General features: G+C 60.3%; 25 protein-coding genes. 4 read left to right on the top strand and 21 right to left on the bottom strand.

The window, feature by feature from the left end; translation table 11 throughout:
• Window positions 1-79: 79 nt before the first annotated feature.
• Window positions 80-1,051, top strand: coding sequence for a magnesium and cobalt transport protein CorA (locus tag QK296_RS04555; protein ID WP_003193449.1), 972 nt, complete (start codon window positions 80-82; stop codon window positions 1,049-1,051).
• On the opposite strand, the gene QK296_RS04550 is transcribed toward QK296_RS04555, so the two are convergent.
• The 3 genes from QK296_RS04550 to QK296_RS04540 form a co-directional block, all read right to left on the bottom strand.
• Complete coding sequence (locus QK296_RS04550; protein ID WP_003193450.1) at window positions 1,048-1,773, bottom strand: amidotransferase; 726 nt, start codon at window positions 1,771-1,773, stop codon at window positions 1,048-1,050. The genes QK296_RS04555 and QK296_RS04550 overlap by 4 nt on opposite strands.
• 205 nt (window positions 1,774-1,978) lie before the next feature.
• Window positions 1,979-4,123, bottom strand: coding sequence for a 3-hydroxyacyl-CoA dehydrogenase NAD-binding domain-containing protein (locus QK296_RS04545; RefSeq protein WP_282390648.1), 2,145 nt, complete (start codon window positions 4,121-4,123; stop codon window positions 1,979-1,981).
• Between the two features lie 16 nt (window positions 4,124-4,139).
• On the bottom strand, window positions 4,140-5,345 hold the full coding sequence (locus QK296_RS04540; protein ID WP_003193454.1) for an acetyl-CoA C-acetyltransferase: 1,206 nt from the start codon (window positions 5,343-5,345) through the stop codon (window positions 4,140-4,142).
• Between the two features lie 647 nt (window positions 5,346-5,992).
• Here QK296_RS04540 and QK296_RS04535 point away from each other — a divergent pair.
• Entirely contained in the window at window positions 5,993-6,799 is an 807-nt protein-coding gene (locus tag QK296_RS04535) for a cytochrome c (protein ID WP_282390647.1), read from the top strand.
• Between the two features lie 145 nt (window positions 6,800-6,944).
• Here QK296_RS04535 and QK296_RS04530 read toward each other — a convergent pair whose 3' ends face one another.
• The 14 genes from QK296_RS04530 to QK296_RS04465 form a co-directional block, all read right to left on the bottom strand.
• Window positions 6,945-7,727: a transglutaminase family protein gene (locus QK296_RS04530; RefSeq protein ID WP_281914723.1), complete on the bottom strand. Its 783-nt coding sequence runs from the start codon at window positions 7,725-7,727 to the stop codon at window positions 6,945-6,947.
• Window positions 7,724-8,674, bottom strand: a complete 951-nt coding sequence (locus QK296_RS04525) for an alpha-E domain-containing protein (protein WP_169856705.1) — start codon at window positions 8,672-8,674, stop codon at window positions 7,724-7,726. Before QK296_RS04525 ends, QK296_RS04530 begins: the two co-directional genes overlap by 4 nt.
• 4 nt (window positions 8,675-8,678) lie before the next feature.
• Window positions 8,679-10,088, bottom strand: a complete 1,410-nt coding sequence (locus QK296_RS04520) for a circularly permuted type 2 ATP-grasp protein (RefSeq protein ID WP_003193461.1) — start codon at window positions 10,086-10,088, stop codon at window positions 8,679-8,681.
• Between the two features lie 446 nt (window positions 10,089-10,534).
• Window positions 10,535-10,876: a ribonuclease E inhibitor RraB gene (locus QK296_RS04515; RefSeq protein WP_003193463.1), complete on the bottom strand. Its 342-nt coding sequence runs from the start codon at window positions 10,874-10,876 to the stop codon at window positions 10,535-10,537.
• Window positions 10,877-11,089: 213 nt separating this feature from the next.
• On the bottom strand, window positions 11,090-11,326 hold the full coding sequence (locus QK296_RS04510; protein ID WP_014719530.1) for a hypothetical protein: 237 nt from the start codon (window positions 11,324-11,326) through the stop codon (window positions 11,090-11,092).
• Window positions 11,327-11,429: 103 nt separating this feature from the next.
• Window positions 11,430-12,035, bottom strand: a complete 606-nt coding sequence (locus QK296_RS04505) for an START domain-containing protein (protein ID WP_003193467.1) — start codon at window positions 12,033-12,035, stop codon at window positions 11,430-11,432.
• A gap of 41 nt (window positions 12,036-12,076) precedes the next feature.
• Window positions 12,077-12,331: a YkgJ family cysteine cluster protein gene (locus tag QK296_RS04500; RefSeq protein ID WP_034126753.1), complete on the bottom strand. Its 255-nt coding sequence runs from the start codon at window positions 12,329-12,331 to the stop codon at window positions 12,077-12,079.
• Between the two features lie 162 nt (window positions 12,332-12,493).
• Window positions 12,494-12,985 carry a translation initiation factor 2 gene (locus tag QK296_RS04495; protein ID WP_282390646.1) on the bottom strand — a complete coding sequence of 164 codons (492 nt, stop codon included), beginning with the start codon at window positions 12,983-12,985 and terminating at the stop codon, window positions 12,494-12,496.
• A gap of 93 nt (window positions 12,986-13,078) precedes the next feature.
• The gene (locus tag QK296_RS04490; RefSeq protein WP_003193472.1) at window positions 13,079-14,518 is read right to left on the bottom strand and encodes a PLP-dependent aminotransferase family protein; all 1,440 of its coding nucleotides are present in this window, start codon (window positions 14,516-14,518) and stop codon (window positions 13,079-13,081) included.
• Between the two features lie 267 nt (window positions 14,519-14,785).
• Window positions 14,786-15,598, bottom strand: a complete 813-nt coding sequence (locus QK296_RS04485) for an OmpA family protein (protein WP_003193474.1) — start codon at window positions 15,596-15,598, stop codon at window positions 14,786-14,788.
• Complete coding sequence (locus tag QK296_RS04480) at window positions 15,595-15,957, bottom strand: DUF4398 domain-containing protein (RefSeq protein WP_003193475.1); 363 nt, start codon at window positions 15,955-15,957, stop codon at window positions 15,595-15,597. The genes QK296_RS04485 and QK296_RS04480 overlap by 4 nt, the downstream gene beginning before the upstream one ends.
• Window positions 15,958-15,966: 9 nt before the next feature.
• On the bottom strand, window positions 15,967-16,782 hold the full coding sequence (locus QK296_RS04475; protein ID WP_282390645.1) for a transporter substrate-binding domain-containing protein: 816 nt from the start codon (window positions 16,780-16,782) through the stop codon (window positions 15,967-15,969).
• 72 nt (window positions 16,783-16,854) lie between these two features.
• On the bottom strand, window positions 16,855-17,784 hold the full coding sequence (locus QK296_RS04470; RefSeq protein ID WP_003193478.1) for an FAD-binding protein: 930 nt from the start codon (window positions 17,782-17,784) through the stop codon (window positions 16,855-16,857).
• A 2-nt stretch (window positions 17,785-17,786) separates the two neighbouring features.
• A complete protein-coding gene (locus QK296_RS04465; protein ID WP_003193480.1) occupies window positions 17,787-18,536 on the bottom strand; it encodes an electron transfer flavoprotein subunit beta/FixA family protein in 750 nt (249 codons plus the stop codon).
• A 516-nt stretch (window positions 18,537-19,052) separates the two neighbouring features.
• On the opposite strand from QK296_RS04465, the gene QK296_RS04460 reads away from it, so the two are divergent.
• Window positions 19,053-20,717 carry an electron transfer flavoprotein-ubiquinone oxidoreductase gene (locus QK296_RS04460; protein WP_003193481.1) on the top strand — a complete coding sequence of 555 codons (1,665 nt, stop codon included), beginning with the start codon at window positions 19,053-19,055 and terminating at the stop codon, window positions 20,715-20,717.
• 168 nt (window positions 20,718-20,885) lie between these two features.
• On the opposite strand, the gene QK296_RS04455 is transcribed toward QK296_RS04460, so the two are convergent.
• Window positions 20,886-21,779 (bottom strand): AraC family transcriptional regulator, encoded by an 894-nt coding sequence (locus tag QK296_RS04455; protein ID WP_003193483.1) that lies wholly within the window; start codon window positions 21,777-21,779, stop codon window positions 20,886-20,888.
• A gap of 180 nt (window positions 21,780-21,959) precedes the next feature.
• Between QK296_RS04455 and QK296_RS04450 the strand changes: the two genes are divergently transcribed.
• The gene (locus QK296_RS04450; protein ID WP_282390644.1) at window positions 21,960-23,012 is read left to right on the top strand and encodes an NAD(P)-dependent alcohol dehydrogenase; all 1,053 of its coding nucleotides are present in this window, start codon (window positions 21,960-21,962) and stop codon (window positions 23,010-23,012) included.
• Here QK296_RS04450 and QK296_RS04445 read toward each other — a convergent pair whose 3' ends face one another.
• The 3 genes from QK296_RS04445 to QK296_RS04435 all read right to left on the bottom strand — a co-directional run.
• The gene (locus QK296_RS04445) at window positions 23,013-23,816 is read right to left on the bottom strand and encodes an IclR family transcriptional regulator (RefSeq protein ID WP_003193487.1); all 804 of its coding nucleotides are present in this window, start codon (window positions 23,814-23,816) and stop codon (window positions 23,013-23,015) included. It abuts the gene before it with no gap.
• 120 nt (window positions 23,817-23,936) lie between these two features.
• Window positions 23,937-24,902, bottom strand: coding sequence for an L-arabinose ABC transporter permease AraH (araH, locus tag QK296_RS04440; protein WP_003193489.1), 966 nt, complete (start codon window positions 24,900-24,902; stop codon window positions 23,937-23,939).
• 22 nt (window positions 24,903-24,924) lie between these two features.
• Window positions 24,925-25,594 (bottom strand): ATP-binding cassette domain-containing protein (locus QK296_RS04435; protein ID WP_282390643.1); only part of this gene is annotated, 670 nt, incomplete at its 5' end.

Below are 25,594 nucleotides of genomic sequence, written 5' to 3'. Positions count from 1 at the left end.
ATATCAGCCAGCAACAACGGAACGCCATTCAGGCTAAGCTGCCCAACATCTGTCCTCTTGATAAGAAGTGATCAGCACCATGGGTAGAGTTGTTGCGGCTGCCGTTTACAGCGCCGGTAAGAAAGTCTCGGATATTACTCTCGATGAAGGCGCGGCCTGGGCCGCCAAACCTGGGCACTTTGTGTGGATCGGCCTGGAAGAACCCAGCGCCCAGGAACTGAACAACCTGCAACGCCAGTTCAACCTGCACGAGCTGGCGATTGAAGACGCCATGGAAAAACACAGCCGCCCGAAGCTGGAAACCTTCGGCGACGCGCTGTTTATCGTCACCTACTCACCGGTGCGCGAGAACGGCAAGCTGGAGTTTATCGAAACCCATATTTTTGCCGGCAACGGCTACATCATCACCGCACGCAACGGTCACTCGGCGTCCTACGGCTTTGTGCGCCAACGCTGTGAGGCGCGCCCGTTGTTGCTGGAGCATGGGGAAGATTTCGTACTCTATGCGTTGCTGGATTTTGTCACTGAAAACTACCAGCCGGTGAGCGAGGCGATCCACGCCGAGATTGATGAGTTGGAGCGTAACGTGCTGTGCAGTTCGCTCAACGAGCGCGATATCCAGCACCTCCACGGCCTGCGCCGCGATGTGTTACGGCTCAAGCGGCACGTGGCGCCAATGGTGGAGATCAGCCAGGAGTTGCAGAAGCTGAGCTTCCCGTTTATCGACAAGAACATGCGCCCGTATTTCCGTGATGTGCAAATCCACGTGACGCGGCAAATGGAAGACCTCACCACCCTGCGCGACATTGCCAGCCAGACCATCGAGATCGGTGTGTTGCTGGAGGCGTCGCGCCAGAGCGTGGTGCAGCGCAAGTTCGCCGCGTGGGCGGCGATCCTGGCGTTCCCCACGGCGGTGGCGGGGATTTACGGGATGAACTTCCAGAACATGCCCGAGCTGCAATGGCACTACGGCTATTTTGCGGTGCTCGGTTTTATTACCTTGGGCTGTACCGGTTTATGGGCCAGCTTCAAGCGTTCGGGCTGGCTTTAAGCCTTGGCTTCAGGCTGGTGCGCCACAAAGCGCATCATCCACTCCGCCACGGTCACGCCGTGGTGGTCGCGCTCCAGGCTGGCCACGCCGTTGCTGTAGACCTTTTCACCCAGGGTTGTCTGAAGTATTTCCAGCAACTCACGGGAATAGTCGTGAACAAACTCCGGATGGCCCTGGAAGCACAGCACTTGGTCGCCAATGTGATACGCGGCAAACGGGCAGAATTCGCTCGAGGCGATCACGGTGGCATTGTCCGGCAAAGTGGTGACTTGATCCTGGTGACTGATCAATAGCGTCAGTTCCGGCACCTCAGGACTCATCCATGGCGTCTTGGCATCCAGCTTGTAAGCGTGGGTGCCCATGCCCCAGCCCTGGCTGGCACGTTCGGCCTTGCCGCCCAAGAGCAGCGCGAGCAACTGATGGCCGAAGCACACGCCCAGCAGCTTGTCGCCGCGCTCATAACGCGTGAGCAGGTAGGTCTTGAGCGTCTGGATCCAAGGGTCGGTTCCGAACGAATCGGCCTTACTGCCGGTGATCAGGTACGCGTCAAACACCTCGTCATCCGGTGGGTACTCGCCCTGCACCACGTTGTAGACCACAAACTCGGCGGCAATCGGTTGCTTGGCGAACAGGCGCTTGAACATCTGCCCATAGCCTTGGTACTCATCGATCAAAGCGGGACGCAGAATATCGGTTTCCAGGATGCAGACGCGTAGCGACATAAAAAATACCTGACACGGCGATGGGAATATTGCACACCCAGAGCCTGCCCTGAAATACCCCCCCAAAGCAAGCCCTCAATGGGCACCCACACACACTGTAGGAGCGAGCTTGCTCGCGAAAAACGTCAACGATAACGCAGGTATCCTGGATAAAAGCGTTGCCTGTGCGTTCTTCGCGAGCAAGCTCGCTCCTACAGTGAAACTTCTAAAACAGCGCGCCTTTTGCGGCTTTTTCCAGCAACAACGCCGGCGGCGAGAAGCGCTCCCCGTACTCCTCGGCGAGGTAGCGGGCGCGGGCGATGAAGTCGTTCAGCCCGTACTGGTTGATAAACTGCAACGCGCCGCCACTCCACGCGGCAAAGCCGATGCCGAAGATGGAACCAACGTTGGCGTCCGCCGTGGACATCAACACGCCTTCCTCCACGCAACGCACGGTTTCGATGGCTTGGATAAACAGCAAGCGGTCGCGCACGTCCTTAGGTGAGATTTGCTTGCCAGGCTGTTCAAAGCGGGTTTTCAGCTCAGGCCACAAGTGCTTCTGGCCGCCAGCGGGATAGTCGTAAAAACCAGCGCCGGCCGCCTTGCCCGTGCGCTTGTATTCGTTGACCAACAGATCAATCACCGCCGTCGCAGGATGGTTCGGCATGGCCTTGCCTTCGGCCTGCAGGTCCTTGGCCGTTTGCTGTCGGATATGGCTCATCAGGCTCAGGGACACTTCATCGGACACCGCCAACGGCCCCACTGGCATCCCGGCCTTGCGCGCTTCGGTCTCGATCATCGGCGCAGCCACGCCTTCGCCGAGCATGGCGATGCCTTCGTTGGTAAAGGTGCCGAATACCCGCGAGGTGAAAAAGCCGCGACTGTCGTTGACCACAATCGGGGTTTTCTTGATTTGCAGTACGAAGTCAAACCCTCGGGCCAGGGTTTCGTCGCTGGTGCGCGCGCCCTTGATGATTTCCACCAGGGGCATCTTGTCCACGGGGCTGAAGAAGTGCAGGCCGATGAACTTGGCTTGATCGGGCACCGCCGTGGCCAGGCCGCTGATGGGCAAGGTGGAGGTGTTGGAGGCGATCACCGCGTCGGCCCCCACCACGTTTTGCGCCGCAGCCGAGACCTTGGCCTTGAGTGCGCGGTCTTCGAACACGGCCTCGATAATCAGGTCGCAGCCGGCCAGGTCGGCGTCATCCTGCGTAGGATGAATGCGCGCCAGGGTGGTTTCGCGCTGTTCGGCGGTCAGTTGCCCACGGCTGACCTTCTTGTCCAGCAGTGCAGCCGAATGGGCTTTGCCTTTTTCGGCGGCGGCCAGGGTGATGTCTTTGAGCACCACCTCGATACCCGCACAGGCACTGACATAGGCGATGCCCGCGCCCATCATCCCGGCGCCGAGCACACCGACCTTACGCGTGACGTAGGGCGCATAGCCCTGGGGGCGTGAGCTGCCGGCATTGATTTGGTTGAGCTGGAACCAGAAGGTGCCGATCATGTTTTTTGCCACTTGCCCGGTCACCAGTTCGGTGAAATAGCGGGTTTCGATCAGGTGCGCGGTATCGAAGTCCACTTGGGCGCCCTCGACGGCGGCACAAAGAATTTTCTCCGGCGCGGGGAAGCAGCCCTGGGTCTTGCTGCGCAAAATCGACGGCGCAATGGCGAGCATCTGCGCGACTTTAGGGTGGGACGGCGTGCCGCCGGGGATCGCGTAGCCCTTGTTGTCCCAGGGTTGCCTGACTTCGGGATTAGCCAGAACCCAGGCACGGGCCTGTGCCAGCAATGCCTCGCGATCCGCCGCCACCTCATCAATCAAGCCCGCTTGCAGGGCCTGGGCAGGCCGGACTTTTTTACCTTCGAGCAAATACGGCAAGGCTTTTTCCAGGCCAAGCATGCGCACCATCCGCACCACGCCGCCGCCCCCTGGCAACAGGCCAAGGGTCACTTCCGGCAAACCCAGTTGCACTGACTTGTCGTCCAGCGCAACCCGGTGGTGGCAGGCCAGGCAAATCTCCCACCCACCGCCCAGGGCCGCGCCATTGATCGCAGCCACCACCGGTTTGCCGAGGGTTTCCAGGCGGCGCAACTGCGCTTTCAACACCAACACACTGTCGTAGAACGCCTTGGCCTGGGCTTTGTCGACCTTGATCAGCTCATTGAGGTCGCCGCCGGCAAAAAAGGTTTTCTTGGCCGAGGTGATCACCACCCCGGCGATCTCGTTCTTTTCCGCTTCCAGGCGCGTGAGGGTGGCCGCCATGGCTTCGCGGTAGGCAGCGTTCATGGTGTTGGCGCTCTGGCCGGGCATGTCGAGGGTCAGCACCACGATCTGGTCCTGGCCTTTTTCGTAACGAATGGCATCGGTCATGACAAATTCCTTAGGCTCAGAGGCGTTCGATAATGGTGGCGATACCCATGCCACCGCCGACACACAAGGTGGCCAGGCCGTAGCGTTGCTGGCGCACCTCCAGCTCGTCGAGCAAGGTGCCGAGGATCGCGCAGCCAGTGGCGCCCAAGGGGTGGCCCATGGCGATGGAGCCGCCGTTGACATTGACCCGTGCGGCGTCGATGCCCATGTCCTTGATGAACTTGAGCACCACCGAAGCAAAGGCTTCGTTGACTTCGAACAGGTCGATGTCTTCAACCCGCAGGCCGGCCTTGGCCAGCGCCTTGCGAGTGGCCGGCGCGGGGCCGGTGAGCATGATGGTCGGGTCGGTGCTGGTCACCGCCGTGGCGACAATGCGCGCCCGTGGTTGCAGGCCCAGCTCGCGGCCCTTGGCCTCGGAGCCGATCAACATCAGCGCGGCGCCGTCCACGATCCCGGAGCTGTTGCCCGGCGTGTGCACATGGTGGATGCGCTCCACGTGGCTGTAGACCCGCAGCGCGGTGGCATCGAAGCCCATCTGGCCCATCATTTCGAAGCTGGGCTTGAGCTTGCCCAAGCCCTCGAGGGTTGAGTCGCCACGGATAAATTCGTCATGGTCCAGCAGCACGATGCCGTTCTGATCGTGCACCGCGATCAGCGACTTATTGAAGGAACCGTCTGCCCGCGCCCTGGCGGCTTTCTGCTGGGACTGTAGGGCGAAGCTGTCGACATCCTGGCGCGTGAAGCCTTCCAGTGTGGCGATCAGGTCGGCGCCAATGCCTTGGGGCGTGAAGTGGCTGTGCATATTGGTTTGCGGGTCGAGCACCCAGGCGCCGCCATCGCTGCCCATGGGTACGCGGGACATGGATTCGACGCCGCCGACCACCACCAGGTCTTCGAAGCCGGAACGCACCTTCATTGCCCCCAGGTTCACCGCTTCCAGGCCTGAAGCGCAGAAGCGATTGACCTGCACACCGGCCACACTGATGTCCCAGTCCGCCACCAGCGCGGCGGTCTTGGCGATATCGGCGCCTTGGTCGCCCACCGGTGTGACGCAGCCCAGGACGATGTCATCCACTTGGCGGGTGTCGAGGTCGCTGCGCTGCGCCAACGCCGTGAGCAAGCCAGCCACCAGGTTTACCGGTTTGACGCTGTGCAGGGCACCGTCGGCCTTGCCTTTACCCCGGGGCGTGCGTATCGCATCAAAAATCAAAGCTTGGGTCATGACATCCTCGAACCGCTGTGGGTGTGTGCCCCTACCTTAGGCCCGATTGACACGGTTTCAATGACGGATGCGCTCATTGCTTTTGACCCCCTCGCTCGGACGAACGGTAGGTCCCTATGGGAAAACCCTGATTAATCGTTTTAGCGGTCTAGCCCTAGGGTTGGCGCCAAGATGGCAATAAGCCTCATGCCGTTTTTAGCGCAAATAATTATTAGCTGATATGAAATGGGTCTAAGCCAGAAAGAACGGGCGCTCTAAGGTTGAACCTGTAAGACGCTGCTGCCGGGTTTTGCTGGAGCAGCTGTAAGAAAAGTGCAACGTCACCTCGCGATACTGGATACAACGGCACGCATTTGACGCTCAGGAATAACAACAAAAGAAAAGGCAGTCAGCCATGTTCAAACAATCGAAAGTACGTCAGGCGGGACTTATTCTGTTCGCCACCACCCTGATTCTGATCTTGCCCAATTTACCCAAGGTTATTGGGTGACACTCCCAGCTTCCGTGCTCACACCGCACCAGGCCAGCCGCTTTTGGCAGCACCTGCCAGGACATTGCGCTTAGCGCGCCTGTTGCAGGGGCTGTCTTTTTACCTGCCGTTTTCCGTTATCGTGTGCGCCCTCACTCTCTCGCAACGGGCCTGTGCCTTGAAACCGATCCTCGCCTTTTTTGCCCTGCTGTTGAGCCTGCCTGCGGCGGCGGCACCCTTGACCATCGAGCTGGACCACAGCCAAAAGACCTGGCAGACCGCCGAGTTGCTCAAGCACCCCGACGCTCAAACGGTGCAGATCATCGATGATGTGTCCTACAAGCGCACGATGACCTACCGTGCAGTGCCCCTGGCGGCGCTCTTACCGGGCCTTAAGCCTGCGAACCACCTGCAAGCCGTTGCCCTTGATGGTTTTGCCGCCGAACTTGCCGCCGCGCCGTTGCTGGAAAAAAACGGCGCCCGCGCCTGGTTGGCCGTGGAAGACCCGGCCCATCCATGGCCACCGTTGGCACAGGGCAAGCCCAGCGCCGGGCCGTTCTATCTGGTCTGGACCAACCCTCAAGCCGGGCATATCAGCCCCGAACAGTGGCCGTTCCAAGTCTCAAAATTCAAGCAGTTGCAGACGGTTGGCGAGCGTTTCCCGGCGCTATTGCCCGACCCGAAACTGGCGGCGAACGACCCGATCAACCAGGGCTTTGCGTTGTTCCAGAAGAACTGCCTGGCGTGCCACCGCCTCAATGGCGGCGGTGATGCCCAGATGGGCCCGGACCTGAATGTGCCCTTCAACCCCACCGAGTATTTCAGCGGCGATTTCCTCAAGCGTTACATCCGCGACCCGCAAAGCCTGAGGCATTGGCCACAGGCGAAGATGCCGGCGTTTACAGCCAGTGTATTGCCAGACAATGAGTTGGATTTGCTGGTGGGGTATCTGCGGCATATGGCGGGCCGCAAACTGCAACCTTGAGCCTGCGCTGTATCGATCGTTCCCACGCTCCGCGTGGGAACGCCTCTTGTGATGCTCTGCGTCACGCTTTGGGACGCGGAGCGTCCTCGGCTGCATTCCCACGCAGAGCGTGGGAACGATCAAGCAACGCAGAGCGCGGGGGCGATCATTGCTGAGGCGCCACGAATACCTTGGCGTGCATCTGCTCATGCCCACCACCACGGCGCATGCCGCGTACCGGGCAGGCATCGAGATAGTCCAGGCCCACGGCCAGCTTCAAGTGCCGCTCCGGCCGGGCCAGTTGGTTGGTCACGTCAAAGCTGTACCAGGCGTCATCCAGCCAGGCTTCGGCCCAGGCATGGCTGGCCAGGTGCGCGCTGTCTTCGGTGTACAAATACCCCGACACATACCGCGCGGGGATCCCCAGGCTGCGTGCGCAGGCCAGGAACGCATGGGTGTGGTCCTGGCACACCCCAGCGGCACCTGCAAAGGCCTGGGCGGCGCAGGTATCGACGTCGGTCGCGCCAGGGGTGTAGACCATGGTGTGGTTAAGCGCCTGCATCAAGTCGATAAGCGCGGTGCGGTCGCGACGCTGATGGCAGTGTTGCTCGGCAAAGCCGCGCAGGGCGTCGTCGGGCTCGGTGAGGCGCGTAGAGCGCAGGAACGGAAAAGCTGACTGGCTTTCGTGTTCGGCCTCGCGCAATTCATCGATTTCCACCACGCCCCGGGCGCCAATGATGATGGCGTCATGGGGCTCGTCCAGGGTGAGCACATGCAAGATATTACCGAAGGGGTCCACCTGGGCCCGCACCGGGCGTGGCAGGTCGAGTTGCCAGCTCAGCACGTGCTGGCGCTCGCTGTCATGGGGTGTCAGGCGCAGGTACTGGATGCTGGCGCGCACCTGGTCTTCGTAGTGATAGGTGGTGTCGTGGCTGATGGAGAGTCTCATGCCGCCTCCAGGTAGGAACTGTAGATGGCGTCGCCCAAATGGCGGACCAAGGGGATAAAGTCGGTCAGCCAGGCATGCAGGCCTTCCTCGAGGATTTCGTCGATGGCGGTAAAGCGCAGGCGCGCATCCATCTCGGCGGCCAGGCGCTGGGCCGGGCGGCCGTTGATGCCGGGCAGGCTGGCGAGGATCTGGTCGATCTCTTCGCTGCAAGCGCGCAGCGAACGCGGCACATCGGCGCGTAACAGCAGCAGCTCGGCCACTTGCCGAGCCCCCGGTGCATCGCGATAAATCTCGGTATAGGCCTCGAACGATGACAGCGCACGCAGCAACGCACTCCATTGGTAATACGCGTGGGCCGTGCCATCGCTGACCGCTGCAGCCTGGTCGCCGGCCATTTCGTAGCGGGCATCCAGCAGGCGCAGGGTGTTATCGGCGCGCTCAATGAAGGTGCCCAAGCGAATAAAGCGGAAGGCATCGTTGCGCATGATGGTGCCGTAAGTGGCCCCGCGGAACAGGTGGGAACGCTCCTTGACCCACTCACAAAACCGGCTCATGCCGTAGTGGCTCAGCCCCTGCTGGGCGATATCGCGAATGTCCAGCCAGGTGGCGTTGATGTTTTCCCACATGTCGGCGGTGATTCGCCCACGTACCGCATGGGCGCTGGCCCGCGCCGCGCCCAGGCAGCTATAGATGCTCGCCGGGTTGGCCGCGTCCAGGGCAAAAAAGTGCAGCAAGCGTTCAGCGTGCAAGGGGCCATGGCGCGCGTGGTAATCCTCCAGGGTGCCGGTGATCAACAGCGGCATGGCCAATTCGTGCAGGCCATCGCCGCGCCCGTCCTGGGGCATCAGCGACAGCGAATAGCTGACATCGAGCATGCGCGCGAGGTTTTCGGCGCGTTCCAGGTAGCGCGACATCCAGTACAAATCCGAGGCAGTTCTACTCAACATGGCATCAGTCCTCGACCACCCAGGTGTCTTTGGTTCCGCCGCCCTGGGACGAGTTGACCACCAACGAGCCTTCGCGCAGCGCCACGCGGGTCAGGCCACCCGGTACCACGCGGGTGTCCTTGCCGGACAACACGAAGGGGCGCAGGTCTATGTGACGTGGGGCGATGCCGTTTTCGACAAAGGTCGGGCACGTGGATAAACACAGGGTCGGCTGCGCGATATAAGCGTGTGGCTTAGCCTTGATACGCGCCCGGAACGCTTCGATTTCTGCGGTTGTAGACGCAGGGCCGACCAACATGCCGTAGCCACCGGAGCCTTGGGTTTCTTTGACCACCAGATCGGGCAGGTTGGCCAGTACGTGGGACAACTCGTCAGGCTTACGGCATTGAAAAGTCGGAACGTTCTGCAGGATCGGCTCTTCGTCGAGGTAGAAGCGGATCATTTCAGTGACGAACGGGTAAACCGATTTGTCGTCCGCGACGCCGGTGCCAATGGCATTGGCCAGCACCACATTGCCGCAGCGATAGGCGGCGAGCAGGCCGGGCACACCGAGCATGGAGTCGGGGTTGAATGCCAAGGGGTCGAGAAATGCATCATCGAGGCGACGGTAGATCACATCGACAGCCTTGGGCCCGTCGGTGGTGCGCATGAATACACGGTCATCGCGCACGAACAAATCTGCGCCTTCGACCAACTCCACGCCCATTTCCCGGGCCAGAAAGGCATGTTCGAAGAACGCGCTGTTGAAACGCCCGGGCGTCAGCACCACCACACTGGGGTTATCCAGGGGGCTGGCGCTTTTGAGGGTGTCGAGCAGCAGGTTGGGGTAATGGTCGATGGGTGCGATGCGCTGGGCCGCGAACAGTTCGGGGAACAGACGCATCATCATCTTGCGGTCTTCGAGCATGTAGCTCACACCGCTGGGCGTGCGCAGGTTGTCTTCAAGCACGTAGTACGTGCCGTCGCCATCGCGTACGAGGTCGACCCCGGAGATGTGCGAATAGATGTCGCGGTGCAAGTCCAGGCCCTGCATTGCCAATTGATATTGCTCGTTGGCCAGTACCTGTTCGGCAGGAATGATGCCGGCCTTGATGATGCGTTGGTCGTGGTACAGGTCGGCGAGGAACAGGTTCAGCGCCTTGACCCGCTGGATGCAGCCGCGCTCGACGATCCGCCATTCACTCGCCGGAATGCTGCGGGGGATGGTGTCAAAGGGGATCAGGCGCTCGGTGCCTTGTTCGTCCCCGTAGAGGGTGAAGGTGATGCCGGCGCGGTGGAACAGCAAATCGGCTTCACGCCGGCGCTGGGCCAGCAGTTCGGCAGGGGTGTCGGCCAGCCAACGGGCGAACTCGCGGTAATGGGGGCGAACCTGCCCTGCCCCATCGTACATTTCATCGTAATAAGTGCGGATCATGCCGTACTCCTTGTCACCCGGACGCAAGAACCTTCGCAAGGCCCGTGCCAGCGGCATAAACACTTAATAATCAATCGCTTGAATAATCCAAGCGGAGGCGCCGCACCGTCCTGGTGCGCGCAATTGCCTGGGTCAAGCCGTGCGCTTCATTGCAATGCGGTCTTTGGCTATCAACAGCATAGTCAGAGTTGATTTCACTGCGCGGCTGGCACTGCGGATAATCACCTCCATCGGCTGAACAGGAGATGTCCTACAGCTAAACCTTTTGTGCAAGCGATATGGTGTTACTTCGTGTACTGATCTACCTCCTCGAACTTCCCTTTCCGCCACCCTATTTGGGTGGCTTTTTTTTGCGCGTAAAACGGCGGTTCACCTGCCACGGCCGCCCAAACAAAATCGGCCGACCCAAAGGTCAGCCGATACGCTGTGCTGCTCATAAATACCAACTACATGGGTAACCCACGCACCTCCTGCTTGACGCCCCATCCCTCGATAATCCCACCCAGGGGCTCCACCACTGCCTCAAAGTCTTGCTCGAAATCTCCTATGCCGTCGTAGGTTGCGAACATGATTTTGCTCAGTTCCAGGTACCAGGCGCCATCGTCGCGCGCGCTGACCTGGGCATTGAGGGACTCCCCACGAAATCGACCCGCGGCCCTGCGCGCCCGTTCCTCATCCGGGAAAATGGCGTAGAACTCGATGGGGTGAAAACGCGAGAAATCAAAGCCGCCTTCTTTCATGCGGCGCAATACGTTGGTGCTGATGTCTTCTTGATAGGCTGTGCTCATGAAACGTCCTCCTCAAACCGATGGATAGACTTTCCGTGCTTCCTGAAGCCCCGCGCCCTGCTGGCGCGGGCACCACGGCATAACAACACCGCAGGAAAACAAGCATGTAGCTGACAAGACCAGACCTTAGCGATTCATTCGCTGATCTCGATTGCAGAGTAGCGCGAAGCTATCACCTCCACCAGAGGTGCTCGTGTGGCGTGTGAAAAATGTTTAGACGGAGGGAGAAATATCGAGAATCTGGATACTGTTCTGGTCTTTGAGAATCTTGACCGTCGGCTCGGGTTTACGGCCTTCCAGGTCATTGAGATCGAGTTCGGCAGCAATCGGCACCAGCTTCGCACGAATCATATGCGCAGCGTCTTCGAGGCTGGGCTTTTGTTCGCAGGTGAACTGCTGCACGGACTTTTCACCGTGATCATCAACGAAGGTAATTTGCCACGTTTGCATCGGTGCCTCCTCGATAAAACCCATAGGTGGGCTTACACATATCTGGACCTTGGCGGCGCGCAAAACGTTCCGCTCAAGCCCGGAGGCACCGGATTAACTGCACTTATTTTTCAGCGTGATCTTTCAAGGCTTTCAAGGTGTTGAACGGTGCGTCCACCACGAACTTGTTGGCCAACCACGAAGGTACGCTGCCACCTGGCTCGGTGTGTACCTGGTAGGTGACTTCGGTCTGGTTATCGCCCTTTGGCACCAGTTTCCAGAACCCCTCTACCTGGGCGACCCGCACGTAGCCTTTTGCTTCAGGCTTGTAGGTCGGCACACCTTCCAGTTTGCGCGTGACGGTGCCGTCAGCGGCTTTGCTGGTGGTGACGTGGATGTACGAGTCGCGGTCCGTCACGGGGAACGGCGCCTTGAACTGGGTATAGGTCCAGGCCTCGTCGCCTTTCTTGTCGACGAGTTTCTGGGATTTGCACTCATGGATCCATGCGCAAGCACCGACCACATCTTCCTGCAGCGCCTGGACCTTGGCCAAAGGCGCCTTGATCACCGTCACACCGCGATACGCCTTGTACTTGGAACCGGCAATCTCGCTCAGGGACACCTTGATACCGTCTTCATCCTTGGCGACTTGCCAATCCTCAGCCTGGGCAGTGGCCGCAAACAACAGCGTAAAACCGCACAGCACAGCCACTCGTTTCAGCGAACCCATCGTTGTATTCCTTATTGTTGAAGTTCCGATAGTAAAGCCCATCAAGCCGCCGTCATCTGCTCCCACCAGCCGATCAGCCGGATGGCATCGGCCTGGTCGTTGCCACAGACTTCGATATCCGCCTTGAAATCACTGCACACGGCGGGCCGCTGCGGCTGACCGAACAACTGGCACAGTTGTTCCACCGACAGGTGCACGCAGCGAACGCCGGCGGGTTTGCCCTGGGGCATTCCGGGTAGTGGCGAACTGATGGAGGGGGCAATGCAGCATGCGCCACAGCCTTCACGGCATTTCATGACCAGCAGGTCCTCGACGACTCAATAGGGATGGCCGGGCTAGAGTACGCTCTTAAACAGCCGTTTTAAAATGGCCCAACAGAGGTTTTTCGCACAAAACAAAAGTGACCCACCAGTCTGCGACAGATGGTCGGCAACCTGGGTCACCTCTGGTCCGAAAGTTTATTGCTTGAATTCGAAATCCAGCGCAGCGCCTTCAACATCACGGCGCTCTTCGTTACGCAGTTGCAGCTTCATCTCGTTGCTGAGCAAGCGGCCGTTGATCTGGAACGCGCTGTTGTCGGTGGGCTTTTCGCCAAACATCGGCGGCAGCAAGGGCACGCTCTTGGGCTTGGGCATGGTGCCGATGGGTTGTAAGTGCCTGACCATGTCCGAAGGCAGGGACAGGTCCAACTGTGCCGGTGGTAGTTTGGTCTGGGCGACTTCACGGGCCGACTTGGACTTGCTCGCCACGGGGGCACGCTTTTTGGTCGAGGCGGCCTTCTTTTGTGCCGCGGGGGCTTTTTTCGCAGGGGTTGTCTGCTTGGCTGAGGTCTTTTGCTCGGCACTGACGGCAGGCTTGCCATCAGCCACCGGCGCTGCAGCCAGCACGCTGCCCACATTGCACAGGCCCAGCAGACCAATCATCCATGTAACGCGAAAAATAGAAGTCATATCGCCAACAGCATTAACGGCAGAAGGCCATATGCTCGCTTGTTGTGCGCGGCATGACAAGGGCACAGATCAGCCTTGTCCTCTTTACACGCCTCAAAAACCCGCTGCGGCCTCTTGGCATAACTGGCTGGCAAGCATTCCCAGGGTCATCAGGGCCCGCTCTGCCTCGCGGTTCCACGGCGTGCCGCAATTGAGACGAATACAGTGGTTGAACTGTTCGGTATTACTGAAGATCAGCCCCGGTGCGATGCTAATGCCTTGTTGCAGGGCACGCACATGCAGCTCCTGGGTATTGACCCGCCCCGGCAAACTGACCCACAAGATAAAGCCGCCGGTCGGGCGGGTCATCTGGGTGCCCTCGGGAAAGTATTGCTGCACCGCCAGTTGGAAAGCGCTGAGGTTCTTGCGGTATTCCTGGCGGATGTAGCGCAAATGACGGTCGTAGCCACCGTTTTCCAGATAGGCCGCGACGCCCATCTGCGTGACGCTGCAAGCAGAATGCGTGCTGAACATCTGCAGGCGCTGGATTTCCTGCTGGTACTTGCCGGCAATCATCCAACCAATGCGCACGCCCGGCGACAGGGTTTTAGAAAAGCTTGAGCAATAGATCACGCGGTCGAGGCGGTCGTAGGCCTTGAGGGCTTTGGTGCGGCCAAGTTCGAACATCAACTCGCCGTAAATGTCATCTTCGACGATCTGGATATCGAAGTCCGACGCCAGGCGCAGCAACTGTTTCTGCCGCTCCTCCGGCATGGTGCCGCCCAGCGGATTACTCAGGCGTGTGGTCAACACCAGCGCCTTGATCGACCATTGGTTGGCGGCCAGTTGCAGGGCTTCCAGGCTCATGCCTGTAGCGGGGTCGCTAGGGATCTCGATCACCTTGAGGCCCAGCAGATCAGCCAATTGCAGCAAGCCGTAATAGGTGGGTGATTCAGCCGCGATCAGGTCGCCAGGGCGCGTCAGTACGCGCAACGACATCTGCAATGCATCGACACAGCCGTGGGTGATCACCACTTCGGAAGGGTCCACTACCACGCCCGCGTCGCGCATGCGGATCGCCACCTGGCGCCGCAGGGGTTCAAAGCCAGGGCTGAACATGTAGCTGAACGCCCGTGGGCTCTGGAAGCGTGTGACCTTGGCCAATTGCTGATGCAGTGCCCGCACCGGCAGGTAGTCGACACTCGGCACCGCCGCGCCCAACGGAAACACCCCTTCACGGCGCGACTCGACCAGCACCTGCTGGATGATGCTGCTACGGGTGACCAACCCTGGGCGCTCGACCCGTGCGATATCTGGCGTAGGCGCCGTGAGTGCTGGCGTCTGGTGCACGTAATAGCCCGACTGCGGCCGCGCCCGGATCAGCCCCTGGTCTTCCAGGTTGGCGTAGGCCTGCAGCACAGTGGCATGGCTCACATTGAGCTGGGAGCTCATCTTGCGCACCGACGGCACGCGCTCCCCTGGTTGATAGACACCGCGCCGGATGTCCTCAGCCAGTTGCTGGGCAATACGTTGGTAAAGCAACAGATTGGTCATGACGCAGCACTCGATTTCACGGGTATTTTATTTTTGTGTGAAACATACCGGCACAGTTTAGAAGTGTACGGGGACAGTTGCCACAATAGTCGAGCGCGGGCGGGAGTGACAGTAAAAACTGTAAGGGGGCTGGGACAGCATTCATAGAGCACAAAAAAATGTGGGAGGGGGCTTGCCCCCGATTGCGGTGTGTCAGTCAAGGATGTACCAACTGAACAACCGCTATCGGGGGCAAGCCCCCTCCCACATTTGATCCGGTTCTGGATGTTAGCGTGCTGCGCCCAATTGGCCCTTCTCGTCAGAGAACACAATTTCAACCCGGCGGTTCTGCGCACGACCACGCTCGGAGGCATTGGCTTCCACCGGGTATTGGTCGCCATAGCCCTCGACCTCAATGCGCTTGTCATCGATACCCAGGTCCATCAACAGATCGGCCACCGATTGAGCACGGTCGCGGGACAGTTTCAGGTTTTCCTGCTCGCCACCGGTGTTGTCGGTGTAGCCCTCGACGCGCACCCGACGCTTGGGGTTCAGTTGCAGGAATTGCACGATCTTGAGCACTGTGCGATTGGCCGAGTTCTGCAGTTCAGCTTCGCCGGTGTCGAACAGTACGTCCCCCAGGGTCATCACCAAGCCACGGTCGGTCTGGGTGGTGAGGCTGGCGATCTGCGCTTCAACCCACTTGCCCTGCTGTTGCACGCTGGCCAGCTTGTTTTCGCGCAAGGCCAGTTGCAGGCGCTGACGCTCCAGTTCCAGTTGGGTACCGCGCTCGGCATTCAGGCCCTGCTGGGTGTGCTCTCGGGCAATGGCGCTGTAACGCTGGCTCAGGTAGGCGTAATGCACCACATCGGCGCCGCTGCCCCAGTAGCTGGACAGGCGGTCTGCGCGAGCCAGGGACTCGCCGGCGCGGATCACGTCTTTGGGCGCGAAGCGCAGCACGTTGGCGTCTTCCTTGACCTTCTGAAAGTCATCGCCAGCCTGCTGCAACGCCTGCTCGCTGGTGGGTTGGCTGGCACAGCCGCCCAAGGCCACGCTGCCCAGCAGCAGTACACAACTCAAACCACGGATCATCGGGCTCATTGTGCCTCTCCCAACTGCAGCTGCTTACGCAGGCGAGTGATACGGGTATTGAGCACGTTCAATTGTTCCTGGCTCTTACCGGTCAGCACTTTGGCTTCGGCCAGGCGCGCGTCCAGCTCCGCCTGCTCGGCGCGCATACGCGCTCGCTTGTAGGATTGGTCGGCCATGTTGCCCTTGGCCCGGGCGAATTTTTCTTCGGCCAGTTTCAGTTCGGGGGATTCATCGGTGTTGGCCCCGACCGCAGTGGCTTGTTCCAAGGCTTGCTGGGTCAGGCGCATTTGTTCGATCGGCGCAGGATCGGTTGCACATCCTGCCAGCGCAACAACGGCGAGGGCCGCGAAAAGAGCTCGAAAAATCACTGTAAATCCCTACTTTGTTGGGGTGCCGACAGGTTGTTGCAATTGCGCCTTCCAGCGCTCCAGATTGCGCTGCAGCGCGGCTTGCGCGACACCGGAGGCGGGCAATTCTGTCATCTTTTTCGTCAGCTGTCCGCGCAGCCAAGGATCATTGCAGGCCGAGTTGTGGGAAATCGCCAAGTACAGGCCAGGCTGATCGACAGGCACATCATGAGCCACCAGGTCATTACTCATGCCCAGAGTCTGGGCCATGGCCATGCCGGAATAGCGCCCAGCCAGCACGTAGTCCACCTCACCCAACAGCAGCTTCTGAAAGGCCGGCGTCAAGTTGGGCAGACGTTGCAGGTTGAGTTGCTGGCCGGCGAAGGTCTCGAACTCGGCGCTCAAGCGCGCACGCTCCGAGACTGCGCCTTTGTGGCCGTGCAAATCGGCGGCGGTGGAATAGACCAGGGCGGAATCCTTGCGCGTCCATACCAGGTAGTCGGTCTGCATCAGCGCTGGATGGATGTAGTCGAAGTGGTCCAGCTCGCCCAGGTTCAGCGGTGCGTCGGCGAGGATGTCCATGCGCCCGCTACGCGCTTCCTCCAGGGCCAGGGAGCATTTGCCGCCGTAGAGCAGGTCGATTTTCAGCCCCAGGTCCTTGCCCACTTGTTGCAGCACGTCAGCGGTGGCGCCGATCAGGTGCGTAGGGTCCTGGGGGTCACGCCAGAGTAATGGCGGCGCGTCCGGGCTGCCGGTGATCACCAGGCGCTCGCACTTGCCGGCGGCGAGCGTCAGGCTCGGCAGCAGCGTAAGGCCCAACAGTAAGGCCCAGGGGCGCAGTTCCATGGCAAGACTCTCCCGATCAGTAAAAAAAAACCCGGTCATAAGACCGGGCTCTTTATAAGTGAAGTGGCTGGATTAGACCAGCTTCTCCAACTCAGGTACGGCTTCGAACAAGTCCGCTACCAGGCCATAATCGGCAACCTGGAAGATCGGCGCTTCTTCGTCCTTGTTGATCGCTACGATCACTTTGGAGTCTTTCATACCAGCCAGGTGCTGGATCGCGCCGGAGATACCGACGGCGATGTACAGCTGTGGCGCCACGATCTTGCCGGTCTGGCCGACCTGCATGTCGTTGGGTACAAAACCTGCGTCAACGGCTGCGCGGGAAGCGCCGACCGCAGCGCCCAGCTTGTCAGCCAGGGCGTACAGGTGCTTGAAGTTGTCACCGTTTTGCATGCCACGACCGCCCGAGACGACGATCTTGGCAGCGGTCAGTTCAGGACGGTCCGACTTGGCCAGCTCTTCGCCGACGAAGCTGGAAGTGCCAGCGTCGTGGGCAGCGGAGACGGCTTCAACGGCAGCCGAGCCACCTTCGGCGGCAACCGGGTCGAAACCGGTGGCGCGCACGGTGATGACCTTGACCGAAGCGTTGGACTGTACGGTAGCGATGGCGTTACCGGCGTAGATCGGGCGCGTGAAGGTGTCGGCGCTTTCTACCGAGATAATCTCGGAGATCTGGTCAACGTCCAGCTGCGCGGCAACGCGTGGCAGGATGTTTTTGCCGTTGGAGGTGGCGGCAGCCAGGATGTGGCTGTAGCTCTTACCCAACTCTGCAACCAGTGGTGCAACGTTTTCCGGCAGCTGATGCGCGTAAGCGGCATTGTCAGCGTTCAGGACTTTGCTCACGCCCGCGATTTTCGCAGCGGCTTCAACCACGGCGCCAGCGCCCTGCCCTGCTACCAGGACGTGGATGTCGCCACCGATTTTAGCGGCGGCGGCCACGGTGTTCAGGGTGGCCGGAGCCAGCACCTTGTTATCGTGTTCGGCGATTACGAGGATAGTCATGATCAGATCACCTTCGCTTCGTTTTTCAGTTTCTCGACCAGTTCAGCCACCGACTTGACCTTGATGCCCGCGCTGCGTGCAGCCGGCGCTTGGACTTTGACGGTCTTGTTGGTAGAGGCGGTGGAAACGCCCAAAGCATCCGGAGTCAGCGTCTCGAGAGGCTTCTTCTTAGCTTTCATGATGTTTGGCAGGGACGCATAACGCGGCTCGTTCAAACGCAGGTCGGTGGTGACGATGGCCGGCAGTTTCAGGGAAACCGTCTGCGCGCCGCCGTCGATTTCACGGGTGACCGCAACGCTGTCGCCGCTCACTTCGACTTTCGAAGCGAAGGTGCCCTGGCCGTAACCGGTCAGTGCAGCCAGCATCTGGCCAGTCTGGTTGTTGTCGCTGTCGATGGCCTGTTTGCCAAGGATCACCAGTTGTGGCTGTTCCTTGTCGACAACGGCCTTGAGCAGCTTGGCAACGGCCAGGGAGGTCAGCTCTTCAGCGGACTCCACCAGAATGGCGCGGTCGGCGCCCAGGGCCAGAGCGGTACGCAACTGCTCTTGGGCAGTGGTCGGGCCGATGGACACCACGACGATCTCCGTCGCCACGCCTTTCTCTTTCAGGCGTACGGCTTCTTCCACAGCGATTTCGCAGAAAGGGTTCATCGACATCTTGACGTTAGCAAGGTCGACGCCGGAATTGTCCGCCTTGACGCGAACTTTCACGTTGTAATCGACAACGCGTTTGACAGCTACAAGAACCTTCATGGATTCCTCGTTACTCTCCGGTGAAAAGAAAGTCGCCTAGGCGAACCTGGCGGTTGATGCTCATCGGCACACAAGGGCACCTCCAAAGACCTCGGCAGTGGCCTTGCACACGGGAAATGACGACCGTTCGTCAGTGGTGACTGAGAGGTCATTCTTTATCGCGGCGTGTAAACTGCGCCCCAACGTTTGGGTGCGCATCACCTTTATTGCCTTCGGCCTGTCTTTGGACGTGCTCTTGAAACCTGCAGTCTGCCTACGGGAAGCGCAAAACCGACCGTATCTTGACCGGAACGCCTATTCTGGTCAATACGGCAAAATGGTCAGTCATAAGCCCCGTTGCTTTGATTTATCTAGGCTGCAGGCAATTCAAACAAACGTTTGTATTGGACGCTGTCAGTGGTCTATATATAATGCGCCACCTAGAGAGACAGGTGGGTGCTGCCTTCGCGCAGAACCACACCGAACCTCCACCCATTAGAAAAAAAAGCCTGTTGAGCCTTGAGTAGGAGATAGCCTGTGGAACGCGAATACATGGAATTCGACGTGGTCATCGTCGGCGCTGGCCCGGCGGGCCTGTCTGCCGCCTGCCGACTGAAGCAGAAGGCCGCCGAAGCCGGTAAGGAAATCAGCGTCTGCGTGGTCGAGAAAGGCTCCGAAGTCGGCGCCCATATCCTCTCCGGTGCCGTGTTTGAACCACGCGCCCTGAATGAACTGTTCCCGGACTGGAAAGCACTCGGCGCCCCGCTCAACACACCGGTGGTGCGCGACGACATCTATGTGCTGCGCAGCCCGGAAGCCTCCACCAAGGTGCCCGACTTCTTTGTGCCCAAGACCATGCACAACGAAGGCAACTACATCATTTCCCTGGGCAACCTGTGCCGCTGGCTGGCCCAGCAGGCCGAGAACCTGGGCGTGGAAATCTACCCAGGCTTCGCCGCACAGGAAGCGCTGTTCGACGAGAACGGCGTGGTACGCGGGATCATCACCGGCGACCTCGGCGTTGACCGTGAAGGCAAGCCAAAAGACGGCCTATACACCCCAGGCATGGAGCTGCGTGGCAAGTACACGCTGTTCGCCGAAGGTTGCCGTGGCCACATCGGCAAGCAACTGATCCAGCGCTTCAACCTGGACAGCGACGCCGACGCCCAGCACTACGGCATCGGCCTGAAGGAAATCTGGGAAATCGACCCTGCCAAGCACCAGCCGGGCCTGGTGGTGCACACCGCCGGTTGGCCGCTGGATATCATGGGTAACGAGAACACCGGTGGCTCGTTCCTTTATCACCTGGAAAACAACCAAGTGGTGGTCGGCCTGATCGTCGACCTGTCCTACAGCAACACCTTCCTGTCGCCGTTCGATGAATTCCAGCGCCTCAAGCATCACCCGGTGCTGGCCCAGTACCTGGAAGGCGGCAAGCGCATCAGCTACGGCGCTCGCGCGATCTGCAAAGGTGGCCTGAACTCGCTGCCGAAAATGGTCTTCAAGGGCGGCGCGCTGATCGGTTGCGACCTGGGCACCCTCAACTTTGCCAAGATCAAAGGCAGCCACACCGCGATGAAGTCCGGCATGCTCGCCGCCGACGCCGTGGCCGACCGCCTGTTCGCCGAATCTGAAGGCGGCGACGAACTGACCACCTATGTCGACAGCTTCAAAGCCAGCTGGCTGTACGAAGAACTGTTCGCCAGCCGCAACTTCGGCCCGGCCGTGCACAAGTTCGGCGCAATCATCGGCGGCGGTTTCAACTGGCTCGACCAGAACATTTTCGGCGGCAAGATTCCTTTCACTCTGCACGACACCAAGCCGGACTACGCCTGCCTGAAGCTGGCCAAAGACAGCCAGAAGATCGACTACCCCAAACCCGACGGCAAGTTGAGCTTCGACAAGCTGAGCTCGGTGTTCATCTCCGGTACCAACCATGAAGAAGAGCAGCCGTGCCACTTGAAGCTCAAGGACCCAAGCATCCCGATCGGCACCAACCTGCCGCTCTACGATGAACCGGCGCAGCGCTACTGCCCGGCTGGCGTGTATGAAGTGGTGACCAAGGAAGACGGCGAGAAGCGCTTCCAGATCAACGCCCAGAACTGCGTGCACTGCAAGACCTGTGACATCAAGGACCCTTCGCAAAACATCACCTGGGTGACGCCGGAAGGTGCGGGCGGGCCGACTTACCCGAATATGTAAGTCGTTCGTTTGGCCAAAAAAGGCTCCCGAGATGGGAGCCTTTTTTGTGGGCGACATCGATCAAAATGTGGGAGCTGGCTTGCCTGCGATGGCGGTCTTCAGGTGCCAAATGTATGGCTGACACACCGCTATCGCAGGCAAGCCAGCTCCCACACAGACCGTGGGGTGTCAGGCCGCCCGCTCTTCGCCCGGGTTGCGCAGGAAGTAGCGTTTGTATTCCCGACTGAACTGCGACGTACTCTGGTACCCCACCTTGTGCGCCGCCTGCGCCACACTCATGCCTTCCACCAGCAACAACTGCTGGGCCTTCAATAACCGCAAGCGCTTGAGGTACTGCACCGGTGACAATAAGGTGCAGCGTTTGAAATGCTCATGAAAGGTCGAGGCACTCATGTGCGCAAATCCGGCCAACGTCTCGATATTCAGCGGCTCGGCGTAATGGGCATGCAGGTGATTCAATGAGGTGGCGATGCGCGAAAACTGCCCCTGCTGTTCCACCAGCGCACGCAACACATCAGCCTGGGGCCCGCGCAAGGCGGTGAACAACAATTCGCGCACCCGCGCAGGCCCCATGATCCGGCTTTCCAGCGGATCGTGCAGGCACTGCAACAACCGCTCGACGCAGCCGCGCATCGCATCGTCCAGCACCACCGAACTCATCGACTCCAAGGTCTGCGCGGTCGGCGGCGGCCCGGCCTGCATGCCCATGGCAATCACCAGCTCGCCCAACACCACGCGGTCGATGCCTACCGTGACGCCATACAGCGGCGCCTCGGGGGCCATGGCAAAGGTCTCGCATTCGAACGGCACCGGCATGGCCTGGATCAGGTAATGCCCGGCGCCATACTCCAGGGTGCGCGGGCCAAGGTAGGCGACCTTGCTGCCCTGAGCCACGAACATCAGGCTTGGCTCATAGATCTGCGGCCCACGCGCCACATCGCAACTGGCGCGCAGCACCTGCACGCCGGGCAGGTGAGTCGGGGAAAAACCATCGCGGGGCGTGAGCCCTTCGATCAAGGCAACCAGCGTGGCATTGGCGTCCAAATGGCGGGTCAACAGCATGGCAAAAAACTTCGCGAATGAGGGATGACAGCATCATCGCAGGTCTGGCGGCCAATATATCCAAACCTCAGGCACTGCCGGACGAATAGGCATGAGACTCGGAGCAATTGCCATGTTCGCGCCAGGGGCCGGCGCGCAGACTTTGCCGCCTCTGCAGTCCAAGCTTTTGTGAGGTTTACTATGTACACCGCCATCGGTTACGCCGCCCAGTCGGCCACCACGCCCCTCGCCCCGATGTCATTTGAACGCCGCAGCCCGCGCGTCGATGACGTAGCCATCGAGATTCTCTACTGCGGCGTGTGCCACTCCGACATCCACCAGGCGCGCAACGAATGGGGCATTGCCGTGTACCCGCTGATGCCGGGCCACGAGATTGTCGGCAAGGTCACTGCGGTCGGCGCCAACGTGACCGCGCATAAAGTCGGCGACCTGGTGGGCGTAGGCTGCATGGTGGACTCGTGCCGTCACTGCCAAGCCTGCCAATCAGACCTTGAGCAGTATTGCCTCGAAGGCCCGACCATGACCTACGCCACGCCGGACCGCGTGGATGGCAGCAACACCATGGGCGGCTATTCCGACAGCATCGTGGTCAGTGAACACTTTGTGGTGAAGATCCCGGCCAAGCTTGACCTGGCCAGCGCTGCGCCGATCCTGTGCGCAGGCATCACCACCTACTCGCCACTCAAGCACTACGGCGTAAAGGCCGGCGATAAAGTCGGGATCCTCGGCATGGGCGGCCTGGGCCATATGGGCATCAAGTTCGCCAAGGCCATGGGCGCCGAAGTCACGCTGTTCACCCGTTCGGCCAGCAAGGCCGAGGAAGGCCGTCGCCAGGGCGCCGACCATGTGATCGTGTCCACCGATGCCGAGCAGATGAAAGCTGCTGCGGGGTACTTCGATTTCCTGCTGGACACCATCCCGGTGCAGCACGACCTGAACCCCTACCTCGATGTGCTGCGCTTTGACGGCGTGCATATCCTGGTCGGCCTGATCGAGCCGGTGGACCCGCCCGTCAACGCCGCCAAGCTGGTGCTGGGCCGTAAAGTGTTGGCCGGTTCGCTGATCGGCGGCATTGCCGAAACCCAGGAAGTCCTGGATTTCTGCGCCGAGCATGGCATTACCTGCGACATCGAGATGCTCGACATTCGCCAGATCAACGAGGCTTATACGCGCATGATCGCCGGTGACGTGAAGTACCGCTTTGTCATCGACATGGCGAGCCTGAAAGCCTGATCAGGCTTTGGCGCCCAACTCCGCTGACAGCCGGGCTGCGACCTGTTTGATCACAGGGATCAGCTCGGCCATTTTCTCCAGCGGCATGTAGGGCACCGTACTGGCGATGCTGATGCCGGCGACAATGCGCCCGCTGGCATCGCGCACCGGTGCCGCCACGCAGCGGATCGAAGGCTCGTTGTCTTCCAGGTCGAACGCGTAGCCCCCCTCCACATACTCATGCATGCGCTGTTCGAACTGCGCCCAGGATTGCTCCGGGTGCTGCGGCCATTGCAGGCTTTTGCCCGCCGTCGGCAAGCTCGCCTCGTACAAGCGCTGCCACTCCTGCGGTGAATCATCGAGCATCAACGCCTTGCCGATACCGGTGCGCGCCAGCGGCATACGATGGCCGACCCGCGAGCGCATTTCCGGGCCGTTGCGGCCGGGGTTCTTGTGCAGGTAAAGCACCTCGTCGTATTCACGAATCGCCAGGTGAATGGTGTCGCCGGTCAGCGCCGACAACTCGTCCAGGTACGGCACCGCCAGGTTCACCAAGGGCAATTCTTCACGGGCCTGGAACCCCAACTCGATCAGCTTGGGCCCCAGCAGATAACCGACCTGGGGCACCACGCGCAGGTAGCGCTCGTCTACCAGGCAACTGGCCAGGCGGTGTGTCGTGCTGCGCGTGGTGCCGATGCGCCGGGCGATCTCCTTGAGATCCCGCGCACCGGCCGCCACCGCTTGCACCACGCCCAGGCCGCGCAACAGGGTCTGGGTGCCGGTGGGGGCGGCGTCTTTGACGGGGGTGTGGGCGTTTTCCTGCATATCGGGCCTATAAGTATGAAAGCGGGGGCATTATGGCAAATACGGCCCTCCTGAACACAGGAGATCCAAGGTGGGAGCTGGCTTGCCTGCTCCCACAGTTTGATCTTCACAGGGTGAACATCAGCGTTGTTTCATGCGGTCGATTATCACCGCCAGCAACAGGATCGAGCCACGAATCACATACTGGTAAAAGGTATCGATGTTCTTCAGGTTCATCGCATTCTCGATGATCGCCAGAATCAACACCCCGGCAATCACATGGCGGATCATGCCGATCCCGCCGCTCAACGACACGCCGCCCAGCACGCACGCCGAAATCACCGTCAGCTCGAAACCCTGGCCAATCATCGGCTGGCCCGAGGTCATGCGTGAGGCGAGGATCACCCCGGCCAAGGCGCCGATCAAACCGTGCACGGCAAAGATGATGATCTTGGTGCGATCGACATTCACCCCCGCCAGCAACGCGGCTTCCTGGTTGCCGCCAATGGCCATGGTGTTGCGCCCGTAGGTGGTGTAATTGAGCAGCCAGCCAAAGAACACAAAGCACAGCACGGTGATGATGATCGGCACCGGCACGCCCAGCAGTTGGCCGTTGCCGAACACGAAGAACCCTTCATTCATCACCCCCACCGCCTTGCCGTTGGAGAAGATGTAGGCCAGGCCGCGCACGATCTGCATGGTTGCCAGGGTGGCAATCAACGCGTTGATGCGCAGCTTGGCAATCACGATGCCGTTGATCAGCCCCACCACCAGGCCCATGGCCAAGGCTGCCGACACGCCGAGTGCCACGCTGTCGGTGTCGCGCATCACGATGCCCGCCACCACCCCGGCACAGGCGATCACCGAACCCACCGACAAGTCGAAGTGCCCCGACGCCAGGCAAAACAGCATGGTGCAGGCGGCGATGCCCACGGTGGAAATCGCCAGACCGAGGCCGCGCATGTTCAACGGAGACAGGAAGTTATCGATGAACACCGCGCTGAGCACAAAAATGCCCAGCGCCGCCAAAAGCATCACCCAATCATCGAGAAATTTGCGCTGATTGAAACCCGGCCAGAAGCCCTTTGCTGTTTTTACCTGAGACATAGCCAAACCCTCTTGTTCTTGTTCAAGCCCGCGACTGTGGCAGCGCCAGTTGCAGCAGGCGCGCTTCATCCGCTTGGGCGCGGGGTAACTCACCGGTCAAGGCGCCTTCACTCATCACCAGGATGCGGTCGGCAATGCCCATCACCTCCATCAGGTCGCTGGACACCACGATCACCGCAATGCCGCTGGCCGCCAGGTTATGGATGATCTGGTAGATCTCCGACTTGGCGCCGATGTCGATACCGCGAGTGGGTTCGTCGAGCAGCAACACCTTCATCGGCATCGACAACCAGCGGCCAAGGATGGCTTTCTGTTGGTTGCCGCCGGACAGGTACATGATCTTCTGCGCTGCGTTCGGCGTTTTGACCCGCATCGCCTGGATCTGCCGGTCGGCGTTACCTTTCTCCCAGCCTTCGCGCAACAGCCAGCCAAAGGTGGAATGGGCGCCACGGGCGCTGATGTTGATGTTTTCAGCGACGCTGCCCAGCGGGATGATGCCCTCTTTCTTGCGGTCCTCCGGGCACAGCAATACCCCGGCGGCGATGGCGTCGCGGGGTGAGCGCAGTTGCAGCGCTTGCCCGCACAATTCCAGGCTGCCGGCACTGGCGCGCTCTAACCCACTGAGCAGGCGAAACAACTCGGTACGCCCCGCGCCCACTAGCCCGAACAGGCCCAGGATCTCGCCCTTGCGC

Origin of the sequence: Pseudomonas sp. AL10 (genome assembly GCF_029960685.1) — a bacterium.
Lineage (GTDB): Bacteria > Pseudomonadota > Gammaproteobacteria > Pseudomonadales > Pseudomonadaceae > Aquipseudomonas > Aquipseudomonas lactis.
Note: the sequence above shows the minus strand (reverse complement) of the source record. Positions and strands in the feature narration are given on the sequence as shown.